Origin of the sequence: Cellulophaga sp. 20_2_10, assembly GCF_023476645.1 — a bacterium.
Classification (GTDB): Bacteria; Bacteroidota; Bacteroidia; order Flavobacteriales; family Flavobacteriaceae; genus Cellulophaga.
On the sequence record NZ_JAMCOJ010000005.1, the window covers coordinates 37,915 to 53,334 of the forward strand.

The following is a 15,420-nucleotide window of genomic DNA, read 5'->3' on the forward strand; positions in this document are numbered from 1 at the left end:
CCTAATGGATAATAAAGAAAAGATAGCATCTCAACTTATAAAATTAGAGGAAAAATACAAAGGTTCTGGACAAGACTTAAGTTCGTACTTAGATGGCTTACTCTACGAAAAGTACCTTACTTATTGGGATTATATACATCTAGACACGCTATTAAGCTTACAAATACCTAGAACGCACTTCCCTGATGAAGAAATATTTATAATGTACCACCAAATTACGGAGTTGTACTTTAAACTTATTTTACATGAACAAAAACAAATTGTAGACGACAAGTCACAAGATGTTGCATTTTTTACAGAGAAGGCGAATAGAATAAATAGTTACTACAAAGTTCTTATATCATCATTTAGCATTATGATAAATGGTATGGATAGGGAACAATTTTTAAAATACAGAATGGCACTGCTTCCGGCAAGTGGTTTTCAATCTGCACAATATAGAATGATTGAGTTGTACTCGGCTCCTCTAGAAAATTTAGTTCACAAAAGCAGAAGAGATCAATTTTCATCAGAAAACAGTATAGAAGAACTTTACGAAGAAATTTACTGGAAAAACGGTGCAACAGATAAAGACACTGGAGAAAAGACATTAACTCTTAAGCAGTTTGAGTATAGATACACCCCACGTTTAATACGTATTGCCAACCAAGTAAAAGAGAATACTATTTACCATAAATACTTAGATCTTCCTAAAAAAAGTCAAGAAAACAAAGAATTAATAGATGCCTTAAAAGCATTAGATATTAACGCAAATGTTAATTGGCCATTAATGCATATGGGTTCTGCGTATAGGTATTTGGCAAAGGACAAAAAACCAATAGATGCTACTGGCGGTACAAACTGGAAAGACTATTTACCTCCAAGTTTTCAAAAAGTAGTGTTTTTTCCATATTTATATACAAAAGAAGAGTTAAATAATTGGGGAAAAGAATGGATAGACCATATCTTTAACCCCGAAAAATCTAAGTAATGCAAAAATTTATTCTCCTTCTTTTATCAATAACTACATTTATTTCTTGCAAGGATAGCAAGGTTAATAATGACAATGATGATTTACCAAAAGTTATAACTATAGAAAAACCTATAGTTGCAATGGAATATGGTTTTAACCTAGATAACTTTACAGTACTACAAGATACCATTAGAAACGGTGATAGTTTTGGCGAGTTAATGACCAACAACAAGGTAGATTACCCTAAAATTCATAAAATATCTGAAGAATATAAAGATAGTTTTGATGTGCGCCGAATTAGAGTTGGCAAGCCTTATGTTATTCTAAAATCTAAGGACACTACAGAAACAGCTCAGTTTTTCATATACGAAAACGACCGTATAAATTATACCGTTGTAGATTTAAGAGACTCCGTAAATGTTTACAAAAAGAAAAAGAAGGTTACCTATGTAGAACGCGAAGCTTCAGGTGTAATTAACACTTCTTTATCTGAGGCCATATTAGAACAAGGCATAGATTACAACGTAACTAATAATTTATCTGAAATATATGCCTGGTCTATAGATTTCTTTAGACTACAAAAAGGAGACAAGTTTAAAGTTATATATAAAGAACGTTACATTAACGATACAATCTATGCTGGATCAGAATCTATAGAAGCTGCATATTTTGAACATAACGGAAAACCTTTTTATGCTTTTGAATACACAACAGACTCCTTAAAGCAAATTGCCGATTACTATGATCAAGAAGCAAACAACTTAAGAAGAGCATTTTTAAAGGCTCCTATAAAATTTAATTACAGAATATCTTCTCGCTACAACTTAAACAGAAGAATAAAATATTACGGGTACAAAGTAAGACCACACAAAGGAACAGATTACGCTGCAGCAATTGGAACGCCTATTATTGCTACTGCCAATGGTACTGTTGTAGAATCTACAAGACGTGGTGGTAATGGTAAATTTGTAAAAATTAAACACAACGGTACATATAGTACTCAGTATTTACATATGAAAAGCCAAAACGTTAAAAAAGGTGAATATGTTTTACAAGGTGATGTTATTGGCTGGGTAGGTATGACGGGTAATTCTGGAGGACCTCATGTTTGTTACCGATTCTGGAAAAACGGCAAACAAGTAGACCCTTTAAGAGAAAAATTACCAACAGCAGAGTCTATTGCAGATAGTTTAAAAACTGGTTATTTAGATTTTATAAATCCAAAAATGGCTCAGTTAGAAAAAATAGTTTATCCAAAAAAAATTATCACAGAAGACAAAGAAGAAAACATAATTAATCCATAAAAATGGCATTACAAAACACCAACCCTACTACAACTGCTGCTTGGCAAAAATTAAAAGAAAACTACAACAACACTAAAAAACTACAGGTTAAAGATTTATTTAAGGATGATGAAAATCGTGCTAAAAAATTAACCCTTGAGGATAAAGACTTTTTATTTGATTATTCTAAAAACAGAATCACAGAAGATACTGTTAAACATTTATTAGAATTAGCAGACGAGGTTAATCTAAAAGACGCTATAAAAAGCTACTTTAAAGGAGAGCCAATAAACCAAACAGAAGGAAGAGCCGTTTTGCACACTGCACTGCGCGCAAAAGAATCTGATTCTGTTTTAGTAGACGGAGAAAACATTATTCCTGAAATATACGCTGTAAAAGAAAAAATTAAAAACTACACAGAACGTATTATTTCTGGAGAAAGCAAAGGGTACACAGGCAAACCATTTACAGATGTTGTAAACATTGGCATTGGAGGCTCGGATCTTGGACCTGCAATGGTCGTAGAATCATTAAAATTCTACAAAAACCATTTAAAAATGCACTTTGTTAGCAACGTGGACGGTGATCATGTTCGCGAAGTACTTCGCGAATTAAACCCTGAAACAACGTTATTTGTTGTTGTTTCAAAAACATTTACAACACAAGAAACACTTAGCAACGCTACAACAATAAAAAAATGGTTTTTAAATCCTGACTTTAAAACCAAAGAAAGTGATATTGCCTTGCATTTTGCTGCAGTCTCTACCAATGCTGTAAAAATTGCAGAATTTGGTATAGATGCCAACAATGTATTTCCTATGTGGGATTGGGTTGGCGGACGTTTTTCTTTATGGAGTGCTGTAGGCCTTAGTATTGCGCTTTCTGTTGGTTTTTCTAATTTTGATGCTCTTTTAATGGGCGCAAATGAAATGGACGAGCACTTTAAAAACACGGAGTTCTCAGAAAACATACCAGTTGTATCTGCCTTATTAACGGTATGGTACAATAACTTTTATAAGGCAGAAACAGAAGCTATAATTCCTTACTCACAATATCTAAGTAGATTTTCTGCTTATTTACAACAAGGTATTATGGAAAGCAACGGCAAAAGCGTAGATCGTAACGGTGACAAAGTAACATACCAGACAGGAACTATTATTTGGGGAGAACCAGGAACAAACTCGCAACACGCATTTTTTCAGTTAATACACCAAGGAACAAAGGTAATACCTGCAGAATTTATAGGCTTTAAAGAATCTTTATATGGCGATCAAGATCACCAAGATAAATTAATGGCCAATTTTATAGCCCAAACAGAAGCTTTATTAAACGGCAAGAGCAAAGAAGATGTTTTATCTGAATTAGAAACAAAAGGATTGAGCAAAGACGAAATAAAAGAATTACTTCCTTTTAAAGTTTTTGAAGGCAATAAACCAACAACGACTCTACTAATTAACAAATTAACGCCAAAAAGTTTAGGTAAATTGATAGCCCTTTACGAACATAAGATATTTGTTCAAGGCATAATTTGGAACATTTTTAGCTACGACCAATGGGGTGTAGAGCTTGGAAAACAATTAGCAAATACCATTTTAAAAGATATAAATTCTGACAAAAATGGAACACACGACCCATCTACACTACAAATACTAGAGGCTTTTAAAAAATAGAATACTCCTATTAAACTTATTAAAATGGCGTTGATAACTTCTTGTTTATCAACGCCATTTTAACATAAATTTATGTTATTTTTGCGTTAACTGATTTAACATTCTGTTAACGTACAAGTTGTATAAATTGTACATTTTTGTGCCGTTAATAAAAAACTAAAGAACAAAAGAAAAATGAAAAAAAATTACTTCGTTTTTGTCGTTATGTTATTATGTACGGCATTCGCATTTTCACAAGGAACCATCACAGGTAAAATTATGGATGGTGACTTAGGAGGACCTCTACCAGGAGCAAGTGTAGTTGTAAAAGGAACTACAAATGGTATGGCTGCCGATTTTGACGGTAACTTTAGCATAACTGCCCCTAGTAATTCTGGTGTTTTAGTTGTATCTTATATTGGATACATCACCAAAGAAATAAGCTTTAGCGCAATTGGCAATGTAGGCAAAATTACATTAATGCCAGATGCAGAAGCTTTAGAAGAAGTTGTTATTGTAGCTTCTGTAGCTGTAGACAGAAAAACTCCGGTTGCTGTTTCTACAATTAGTGCTGCTGACATTGAATTAAAATTAGGAACACAGGAATTTCCTGAAGTTCTAAAATCTACACCTGGTGTATATGCTACTAAATCTGGTGGTGGTTTTGGAGATGGTGAAATTAGACTTAGAGGTTTCGATTCTCAAAACGTTGCTGTAATGATTAACGGGGTTCCTGTTAACGATATGGAAAACGGTAGAGTATATTGGAGTAACTGGGCTGGTTTATCAGACGTTACTTCTTCTATGCAGGTACAAAGAGGTTTAGGTGCTTCTAAAGTAGCTGTGCCTTCTATTGGTGGTACAATAAACATTTTATCTAAAACTACAGATGTAGAAAAAGGTGGAAGTATTTTTGGTGGTATTGGTAATGACGGATACCAAAAATACGGAGCTACTATCTCTACAGGTTTAATGGATAACGGATTTGCTGCAACAGTATCTGCTTCTAAAACTACAGGAGAAGGTTATGTAGACGGTACTCAGTTTAATGGTTACAACTATTTTGTAAACATTTCTAAATCAATTAACGATAATCACAAATTATCTTTAACTTCTTTCGGTGCTCCACAAACACACGGGCAACGTCAAAACAGAAGTTCTATTGATACGTACAGAAACGCTGAAAGCGGAATTAGATTTAACCCAGATTGGGGTTATAAAAATGGTCAGGTTACTCATATAGAAGATAACTTTTACCATAAATCTCAGACTTCATTAAACCATTACTGGAACATTAATGAAAAGTCAATATTATCTTCTGCAGTTTACGCCTCTTGGGGTAATGGTGGTGGTGGTGGTACTGCTGGTACTAACACAGATTTATTTAAAACTAGATTAGGTGGTTTTGATCAACCAGTAGACTTAGACAATATTGTAGAAATTAACCGTGAAAACGGACGTCAAGGATTAGGTTCTGAAGCATACTTAAGAGCTTCTTACAACAATCACGAGTGGTTTGGATTTTTATCTACTTACAAAAATGAACTAACAGAAGATTTAGATTTATTAGTTGGTATAGATTTAAGAGATTACACTGGTGATCACTTCTCTGAGGTTACAGATTTACTAGGTGGTAACTACGCCTTAGATAATGACAATGAAAACAATCCAAATGCTACTTTACAAGTTGGTGACAAACGTCAGTACCACAACGTAGGTAACGTAGGATGGCAAGGTTTCTTTGCTCAAGTAGAGTACGATAAAGATAAAGTTTCTGCGTTTTTATCTACAGCAGTATCTAACACATCTTACCAAAGAATAGATTACTTTAACTATTTAGATTCAGATCCTGATCAAAAAACAGACAGATACAACTTTTTAGGATTTAGCGCAAAAGGTGGTGCTAACTACAGATTAGATGACAATCATAATATTTTTGGTAACATTGGTTACTTTGAAAAAGCAGCTAATTTTGATGGTGTATTTGTTGGATTTGACAACGAAAACCAAAACCCAGATGCTGAAAACCAAAAAATATTTAGTGCTGAACTAGGTTATGGTTACCGTAGCGATAAATTAGCCGCTAACGTAAACATTTACAGAACTAGCTGGAATGACAGAACTGAAACTGCTAGCTTTAATCAGCCAGATGGTTCTAATGCTGTAGCAAACATTTTAGGCGTAGACGCTTTACACCAAGGTATAGAGTTAGATTTTATGTATAAAGCTACAGACGAGTTAACCATTACAGGTATGGCTTCTTTTGGAGATTGGACATGGCAAAACAACGTTACAGATGTTCAAATTTTTGATGAAAATCAAAACTTAGTAAATACTGTAGATATTTACATTAAAGATTTACATGTTGGTGATGCTGCACAAACTACAATGGCTCTAGGTCTTAACTACGAAGTTATGCCTAAAACTAACCTTATTATAGATTACAACTACTACGCTAACTTTTATGCAGATTTTGATCCTAGTGATCGTGGAGATGCATCTACACCAGAAGCTTGGGAAGCTCCTGACTATGGTTTATTTGATGCAGGTTTAAGACACGGTTTTAAATTAGGCGAATATGACGCTACAGTTACAGTTAGAATGAACAATGTTTTCGATACAAGATACATTGCAGATGCACAAGATGGAGGAAATCACGATGCACTTACTGCTAGTGTTTTCTATGGTTTTGGAAGAACATTTAGCCTTAGCACAAAAATTAGATTTTAATTAAAAAAGCATATTTAAGATGAAAAAAATAATTTATTCACTAATCGCATTTGGGTTTATTTTCACCTCTTGTGATCCAATGGAAGACATTAACGAAGAGTTAGATGTTATAAATGCTAAAAACGCGGAAATAGGAAGTTTAGAATATACTCTTATTGACGAAGATTATATCGAAAAAAAGAGTAAAGGAGGATATTTCGAATTTAAATTTCCAAGCTTTAGTTCTGTAGATGAAGCAAAAGAACTATTACCTGTATATTTAATAGGAGAGTACCCTATGTGGGGAGTTACTTATAAGGACAATGGTGAAATTGAGCAAGCTTCTTCTGCTTTAATCACTTTTGATTGGTACAACAAAATACCAACTTATGAGGCTGAAGTAAGAATTCTTACACCTGAAGAGCAAAATGCTATAACCGGAGATACTTACGGAAACTTTTCTGACGAAGATCATATATTTGACTTCTTAGCTGCAGAATACCCTACAGCTGAAGAAGGTGACTTTGTTTCTTTACGTTATGAGTACTATGCAGGCTCTCCAACGGATCTTACAGATAGTTTCTTATTTGAAAACGGAGAATGGACAAGATTTGCCGGGTTTACTCCTGCAGAATATACTGCAATGGGCGAGAGTTTTCCTAACTTTTCTAGCGATGATGAAGCTGATTTAAAAATAGCAGTTACTTTAGCAGAACGTTTTAAGTTTGAAACAAAAGAAGCTGGCGATATTGCTGTGGCATCTTATGAGTTATCAAAAGTTACTGGTAAAAAACCTGATGGAAGTAGTATTAGAAAAACATTTACATACACTAGTAACTTTATATTTGATGGTTCTAAATGGTCTAAATATGATAATGTTGCTAGCGAAACAATACAGTTTGCACATGATGGTAACACTTGGGTACCAGACAACACTATTAAATACACATTAACAGGTGCTGATTATGTGTTAGTTGGTAATGACAGGTTTCCAAACTTTGATGTAAGAGAAGGTAAAGATGATGCTTCTGAAGATGCTAGATTTGCTAAAATGGTTACTATTTTAACAGCCAACTTCACTGACGTTGAAGAAGGTCAAAAATTCTCAGTATCTTACAATGTATATTCTGGATCTGACGCAGTTTGGATTATGAATATAATTTTTGAAGATGGAGTTTACGTTCTAAAATAGAAACGTATCACTTTAAAATATTTAACCTCTATCTAATTTATTTAGATAGAGGTTTTTTCTTTAATTCTTTTAAAACTTTAATAAACAACACTTAATTTAGCATAACACTAAAAATCACCCTAACTATTAGAAAGACTAGATGATGATGAAACTAAATAAATCAATAAAAAAGTATATTTACATAACTGCATTTTTTACACTAACATTAGGTTGTAGCAGTTCAGACAGTGGCACAGACGCACCAGACCCAACACCAGTCAACAAACCAATAGCCGTAAATGATGATGTTGCCGGTATAGAAAATGAAGAGTTAATTATAAGCACCCTTTTAAGCAACGACACCAGAACAGGAGCTAGTATAACTTCTTTTGATGCTAGTAGCACCGGTGGGGCCACAATTACTGAAAATAGAGATGGTACATATTCTTATACCCCTCTTACAGATTTTATAGGTGTAGATACTTTTACATACACGATCTGCGATTCCGAAGAAACTCCCAATTGTTCTACGGCAACAGTTACCGTAACTATAACAGACGAAGGAAATCCCGTTGCTGTTGATGATGCATACACAACCGTAGACAATACTCCTATTACAATTACAACTGCCCTAGACAACGACACCATAATAGATGATGCTATTTTAACGTCTGTAGACGGTTCTAGTGCATCTGGTACGGTTGAGTTAAATGAAGATGGACAAATTGTTTATACGCCACAAAATAATTTTACAGGAGAAGATTCTTTTACATATACTATTTGCGATAATGACAAGCCAGATGCTACTTGTGCAACTGCTACTATTACAGTTACAATTGCAGAAAGACTGAGCTTTAATATTCCTTCAGAATTACAAAGTTATTATCAAAATGTTGCTTTTTCTGAGAATGCTGATATCACTTTAAACGCATTAAAGGAGCATACTACTTCTAAACACACTACTATTTTATCTTACGGGCAAAGACATAATTATTTATACAATGCAGATGAGGATGAAACCATTGCCGACAATGTAATTTTAATGTATTCGGGAGAGAGTCGAGATTACAGAGAATATACTTCTGGCACAAACACGCATTCTCCACAGACGTTTAATACAGAACATATTTTTCCTCAATCTAAATTAGGATCAGACATAGCTGTTTCAGATTTACACCACTTGCGCTCTTGTGATGCAGTTGTAAACGAAAACAGAAGTAACTTTGCCTATACAGAGGGTTCTGGAGACTACCAACTAATAGATGGTAAATGGTATCCTGGTGATGACTGGCGAGGTGATGTTGCACGTATGGTTTTATACCTTAACATTAGATACAACGAAGACTATACACAAGTAGGAACATTAGATTTATTTTTAGCCTGGAATATAGCAGATCCGGTATCTTCATTTGAAGAACAAAGAAATAACGTAATTCAAGATGCTCAAGGAAACAGGAATCCTCTTATAGATAACCCATATTTAGCAACATTAATCTGGGGAGGAGATAACGCAGAAAATAAGTGGGAATAAACTAAAAATTCACTTTTAAATTCTTAATTTTTAGTACTTTTATAGTCAAACAATTTACTATGTACGACACAATTTTAAACCTACACTCATTCTTTGCTTTTATTGTATTAGCAATTTTAATTTTAGCTGTTGTAAACGCAGTTTCCGGCTTACTAGCTAAAAGAGATTTTAACCTAACTAAAGACTTTAGAGTCTCTTTGTTTGCGCTAATATTATCGCATATACAACTGCTAATTGGAATTATACTTTTCTTTGTTTCGCCTAATGGTTTTGGATCTATTAAAGCGAACGGAATGGGCGGATTAAGTCCTGCTGCTAGACTACTAGCCGTAGAACACCCTTTTATAAACATTATTGCAATAGTGCTTATTACAATTGGTTGGTCTAAGCACAAAAAAGTAATGGAAAGCGCTAAGAAATTTAAATTAATAGCTATTTTTTACGGATTAGGATTATTATGTTTTTTAAGTAGAATTCCTTGGGGACAATGGTTCTAAAACTAATTCACTAACTTTATTAGTGTAATATAGACCGGAAAGTGATCGCTATAACCACCCGTATAATTACCACCAGAATAGGTGCGTTTTGGGTAGCCTTTGTATCTACCGGACGAAGTTAATAAATAAGCAGGATTATAAATTGCTGCTTTATAAAAAGAGAAAGACTCTTTAGTGCTACTTATTAGATTTCCTGTAAAGTAAATCTGATCAAAGATATTCCATTTATCACGGTATGCTAAAGAGCCTTCTCCTTTTCTATACAACGCTTCCATAGGATTAAACAAAATACTATCTGTCACTTTTCTTTTTCTACCCTCAGTTTTTATAATTTTTTTAAAACTATCATTTATAGGGTCATCGTTAAAATCCCCCATACTTATAATCTTTGCATCCGTATTTAAGCGTAAAACGGAATCTATAATTCTTTTATTTAGTTTAGCTGCTGCAATTCTATTAGGCCTACTACGCGCTTCACCTCCACTCCTGGACGGCCAATGATTTACAATAAAATAAATTTCTTCATCATCTAACAAACCACCAACTATTAACTGATCTCTAGTATAATCTCTATACCCGTTTTCCCTAAACAATAATAACCTATGGCTTTTAAAAGATGTTGGCATAAAAACTTCTTTTTTATACAATAAAGCAACATCAATACCTCGCTCATCAGGAGCATCAAAATGTAGTATAGCATAGCCTTTATTAAGCAATGCTGGTTGTTTAATTAAATCTTCTAGAACAGCATTATTTTCAACTTCACAAACTCCAATTATATCAGGAGAAGCCTTGGTTACAGAACTACCTATTTCTGATAAAACTAAAGACATGTTTTTTAGTTTATCCCTATACTTATCTGCCGTCCATTTATCCTTACCCAAAGGCGTACGATCATCATCAAACGTATTTGGATCATTAATTGTATCAAATAAATTTTCCAAATTATAAAAAGCAATTGTTCTGGCTTTATACTGTTTTTTATTCTGAGAAGATACATTCTCAACTGTTATTACTAATAATATCAAAAATAAACCAAAGCAATTACAACCTATATTCCTACGCATTAACAAAATATTTTTATGAAAATAAGGAATTTTCCTCGAAAATATCTATTTTCACAAATATATGAGATTGTTTTTCAACGTTTTATCGTTTTTAATAGCCCTACATTTTACGTATGCGCAAACTAAAATAAGTATTAAAGCTACTGTTATAAGTAAACAAGAGAATAATATTAAAATACTAGGAACTGCATTCTTAGAAGGAACCTCAACTAGTACAGAACTTATTTCGGGTACACTATTCATCAGCACTATACAAAAAGGTGATTACATATTAAAAATAAACGCCGAAGGTTACACGTCTATAAGATTACCTATTTCTATAGCAGAAGAAAACATAGACTTAGGCATCATCTATTTAGAAAAAGACATTACTACAGAAAAGACAGATAATCTCATTTCTTTAACAGAGGTAGATATATCTAATGATGAAAGTAGTACAATAACATCTGGTCTATTGCAAGCTACCAAAGACATATTTTTAAACAGGGCTGCGTTCGATTTTGGGCAAGCGTTTTTTAGAGTAAGAGGGTACAACTCGGAGTATAGTCAGGTATTACTTAATGGTGTTTTAATGAATAACCTTACCGACGGTAGACCTCAATGGAATAATTGGGGTGGCCTAAATGATGCTACCAGAAATCAAGAATTTACATTTGGCCTACAACCGTCTAATTATAGTTTTGGCGGTATATTAGGAACAACAAACATAAATACACAACCCTCTAAAATGAGACCGGGCACACGTGTTTCTTTTTCCGCAGCGAATAGAACTTACGCAGGAAGGTTAATGACAACACATACAGAAGCTACCAACAAAAAAGGAATTACCTATAGTGTTTCTGCCTCCCATAGATGGGCAAAAGAAGGCTATATAGAAGGCACTTTGTATGATGCTTTTTCCGTTTTTGGAGCATTAGAATACCAATTAAATAGCACAAATACATTTTTAGCAACAGCAATATTCGCATCTAACCGAAGGGGAAGATCTTCTGCTATTACGGAAGAAGTCTTTTTATTAAAAGGAAGAAAATACAATCCGTATTGGGGAGAACAGGATAAAAAAATTAGAAACTCTAGAGAACGTAAAATTGCACAGCCAGTATTCATGTTTAATCATTTATATAAAACAGAAAACTTTAAATTAAATACGGGTGTCTCCTATCTATTTGGCCCACAAACAAAAAGTAGACTTGGTTACTATAATGCTCCTAACCCAGACGCTACTTACTATCGCTATTTACCCAGTTTTTATGTAAACAGTCCTATTGGAGCAAATTTTGAAAGTGCAGAAACAACAAGACAAGCCTTTATTAGAAATTCGCAATTAGACTGGAACAGTATTTACGAAGCCAATACTGCTTTAGAAGATAAAAAAGCTTCATATGTTTTATATAATGACTTTGTAGATGATAAAATACTAACATTTAATAGCTCCGGAAGCTTTAAGGTAAATTCTAAATATTCTATAGATTTTGGAGTGATGTACAAAAATTTAAAATCTCATAATTATGCGAAAATTGAAGATTTACTAAATGCTAATTATCATCTAGATATTGATACTTTCTCTAACACAAGTAACGATGTAGATGGTTCTATTAACAAAGAAGAAAATGAAATTTTTAATTATAATTACATATTAAACGCCACCAATATAAATTATTTTTCACAATTAAAAGTAAGCTATAGTAAATGGTACGCATCAGTATCGGCAAGTATAAATCAGCTTAACTACCAAAGGCAAGGTCTTTTTAAAAACGAACGTTACTTAGACAACTCTATAGGCAACAGTCCTAAAGTAAATTTTACAGATATAAATTTAAAAGGCGCTTTTACCTATAAAATTACAGGCAGACATTGGATAAATGCTCAATTTGCGACAACAGAAAAACCACCAACATTACAAAATACATTTGTAAACCCTAGAGAAAACAACACAAGTGTAGAAAATATACAAAGTGAACGCATTACAACTGCAGATCTAAACTACCACATACGTCTTTCTAAATTAACGGGCAGAATTTCTACATTTTACACCGAGTTTAAAGGTGCTACAGATGTTAATTTTTTCTTTGTAGAATCTGGAATAGGGTCTGATTTTGTACAGGAGGTAGTTACCAACATAAATAAAAGACATATGGGATTAGAAATTGGACTAGAATACCAACTATCTTCCTCCGTAAAAGCTTCGGGAGTATTTGCTTTAGGCGATTACGCCTACGATAACGATCCTAATGTTGCCATAAATTTTGATACCACAGCAAATACAGACGAATTAATAAACACAGAAGGCTATAGTGATCTAGGCACAAGCTCCATAGATGGGTACAAACTTGCGCAAGGACCACAAAAAGCATTCGCCTTTGGCTTAGAATATAGAGATCCTAAATATTGGTGGGTCTCTGGTTCCGCAAATTTCTTAGGTAATAACTATGCCAATATCTCTACCATAACAAGAACAAGTAGTTTTTATTTAAACCCAGAAACCAAAGAACCTTTTCCTGAAGCAACACCAGAAAACGTAAACAAACTATTAGCACAACAAAAAATGGAAGATTTTTATCTTCTTAACCTTGTTGGCGGCAAGTCCTGGATTATTAAAGGCAATTACGTTAGTATTTTTGCAAGTGTTAACAATGTATTTAATACCGTTTTTAAAACTGGCGGATATGAACAGAGTAGAAACGGGAACTACGGAGAAATGTCACAAGATAACCTTAGCACAACGCCATCTTTTGGAACTAAATATTGGTACGGTTATGGGCGTACTTACTTTTTAAACTTGGCCATTAGCTTTTAAAATTATGTATAAAAAATTTCTATTCATTTTATTTTTCTTTACTCTAGTTATTGGATGTGTTACCGATAAAGATTTTGACTCTCCAAAAGACAATTGCACAGAACTAACAATAAATGCAACTTTTGCTGACCTAGAAAATAGCACCACAGGAGAAGTAGTCAAAGTTTTAGATCCTATTATCTTAGAAGGTTACGTAGTTTCATCTGACATTGAAAACAACTTTTTTGGAACAATACATATTCAAGATAAAGCAGAAAACCCAACAATAGGAATACAGTTTCTTGTAGACACCAGAGATTATCACCTTAATTATAGAAATGGAGAAAAAGTATCTATTAAACTAAAAGACTTATATCTAGCTAAAAAGAATGACAACTACGTAATTGGTGGTGTTTTTACTTCCTTTGGAAATAAATCTGTAGGTAGATTACCAAGCTTGCAGGTTAAGGAACATCTATTTTCTAGCTGCAATAGCGCTATTGCTAAAGCTACCAAAATCTCGATTACCAATTTAAAAGACTATATGGTAAACACTTTAGTTGAAATAGAAAACTTAGAATTTATAGAAGAAGAATTAGACTTGACATTTGCAGAGGCAAAAGAAGAAACAGAACGTACCTTAAAAGATTGCCTAGGAAACCAAATTAAGCTTGTAAATAGTGGCTATTCCAATTTTGCAGATAATATACTACCTACTAATAACGGAAGCGTTACAGCCGTTTTAATTAAAGATAAAAATGAGTTTAAGTTGCAAATAAGAAGTCTTAGCGACCTTAACTTTGCAAATGATCGTTGCCCACCTATTGTTACCGAATTTACATCTACAGCTATTTTTATTTCTGAAATTGCTGATCCAGATAACAATGCAGGTGCCCGTTTTATTGAACTATACAATTACAGCAACGAACCTTTAGATTTAAACAACTGGAAACTTAATAGGTATACAAATGCCAGTACAGAAATTAGCGCTTCTATAGATTTATCTGGATATATAATTAGTGCAAAAAGTACTCTTGTTATATCTCCCAATGCTACAGAGTTTGCGTCTGTATACGGTTTTATACCAGACGTGAGTGTTAGTACAAATAGTCCTGCAGATTCTAACGGGGACGACAACCTGGAACTAGTTGATCCTTTTGGAGAAGTTATAGATATATTTGGTATTATTGGTGAAGACGGATCTAATACCAATCATGAATTTGAAGACGGAAAAGCAGCGCGTAAAGAATCTGTCACAAAAAGCAACAGTAGCTTCACCTTTAACGAATGGATTATTTTTAATGATACAGGAGAAAATGGCACTTTTAAAACACCACAAATAGCACCTACAGATTTTACTCCAGGCATTAGATAACTACTCTACTAACTCTTCTAGTAAGTTCTCTAAATCTTTAGGAGTAACAGGCTTTAAAATATAATCACTAACAATATTATATGTTTTAACACGCTCTATGTCCCTTGGGTCAATAGACGAACTAATAATATAAATTATAACACCTTCTCTTATGTGTTCTGGAATTTTCTGAAAATCATCTAAAAACTCCCACCCATTCATAATAGGCATATTTAAATCCAAGAAAATCAGTTTTGGCAACTTCTTCTTTGCGACTCTTAACCTATTTAACTCTTCTATAGCGTCTAACCCATTTTCAAAAACGTGAATTTCTTCGCAAAAATCTACGTCTTTCATTATACGTTTTGTTCCATATACAAAAATTGGATCGTCATCTATAATACAAGCGCTGTGTATTTTTTTCATTTTTT

General features: G+C 33.5%; 11 protein-coding genes. 9 read left to right on the plus strand and 2 right to left on the minus strand.

The annotated features are described in order from the left end of the window. Positions 1 to 4 precede the first annotated feature (4 nt). From M4I21_RS10930 to M4I21_RS10960, 7 genes are all read left to right on the plus strand, one after another. The gene (locus M4I21_RS10930; RefSeq protein ID WP_249559199.1) at positions 5 to 970 is read left to right on the plus strand and encodes a tryptophan 2,3-dioxygenase family protein; all 966 of its coding nucleotides are present in this window, start codon (positions 5 to 7) and stop codon (positions 968 to 970) included. Continuing rightward, positions 970 to 2,256, plus strand: a complete 1,287-nt coding sequence (locus M4I21_RS10935) for a peptidoglycan DD-metalloendopeptidase family protein (protein ID WP_249559200.1) — start codon at positions 970 to 972, stop codon at positions 2,254 to 2,256. The genes M4I21_RS10930 and M4I21_RS10935 overlap by 1 nt, the downstream gene beginning before the upstream one ends. A 2-nt stretch (positions 2,257 to 2,258) precedes the next feature. Then, positions 2,259 to 3,905: a glucose-6-phosphate isomerase gene (gene pgi / locus M4I21_RS10940; RefSeq protein ID WP_249559201.1), complete on the plus strand. Its 1,647-nt coding sequence runs from the start codon at positions 2,259 to 2,261 to the stop codon at positions 3,903 to 3,905. 174 nt (positions 3,906 to 4,079) lie between these two features. Next, positions 4,080 to 6,614, plus strand: a complete 2,535-nt coding sequence (locus M4I21_RS10945; protein WP_249559202.1) for a TonB-dependent receptor — start codon at positions 4,080 to 4,082, stop codon at positions 6,612 to 6,614. A 19-nt stretch (positions 6,615 to 6,633) separates the two neighbouring features. After that, a complete protein-coding gene (locus M4I21_RS10950) occupies positions 6,634 to 7,785 on the plus strand; it encodes a hypothetical protein (RefSeq protein WP_249559203.1) in 1,152 nt (383 codons plus the stop codon). A 139-nt stretch (positions 7,786 to 7,924) separates the two neighbouring features. Continuing rightward, a complete protein-coding gene (locus tag M4I21_RS10955) occupies positions 7,925 to 9,295 on the plus strand; it encodes an Ig-like domain-containing protein (RefSeq protein WP_249559204.1) in 1,371 nt (456 codons plus the stop codon). Between the two features lie 59 nt (positions 9,296 to 9,354). Continuing rightward, positions 9,355 to 9,792: a hypothetical protein gene (locus M4I21_RS10960; protein WP_249559205.1), complete on the plus strand. Its 438-nt coding sequence runs from the start codon at positions 9,355 to 9,357 to the stop codon at positions 9,790 to 9,792. A 2-nt stretch (positions 9,793 to 9,794) separates the two neighbouring features. On the opposite strand, the gene M4I21_RS10965 is transcribed toward M4I21_RS10960, so the two are convergent. Then, positions 9,795 to 10,859 (minus strand): endonuclease/exonuclease/phosphatase family protein, encoded by a 1,065-nt coding sequence (locus tag M4I21_RS10965; RefSeq protein WP_249559206.1) that lies wholly within the window; start codon positions 10,857 to 10,859, stop codon positions 9,795 to 9,797. Between the two features lie 61 nt (positions 10,860 to 10,920). Here M4I21_RS10965 and M4I21_RS10970 point away from each other — a divergent pair, with 61 nt between their 5' ends. Both M4I21_RS10970 and M4I21_RS10975 read left to right on the plus strand, forming a co-directional pair. Further along, a complete protein-coding gene (locus tag M4I21_RS10970; protein ID WP_249559207.1) occupies positions 10,921 to 13,656 on the plus strand; it encodes a peptidase associated domain and porin domain-containing protein in 2,736 nt (911 codons plus the stop codon). Between the two features lie 4 nt (positions 13,657 to 13,660). Beyond that, on the plus strand, positions 13,661 to 15,010 hold the full coding sequence (locus M4I21_RS10975; RefSeq protein WP_249559208.1) for a DUF5689 domain-containing protein: 1,350 nt from the start codon (positions 13,661 to 13,663) through the stop codon (positions 15,008 to 15,010). Here the strand turns inward: M4I21_RS10975 and M4I21_RS10980 are convergent, their stop codons facing one another. Further along, a complete protein-coding gene (locus tag M4I21_RS10980; RefSeq protein WP_249559209.1) occupies positions 15,011 to 15,415 on the minus strand; it encodes a response regulator in 405 nt (134 codons plus the stop codon). Between the last annotated feature and the right edge of the window lie 5 nt (positions 15,416 to 15,420).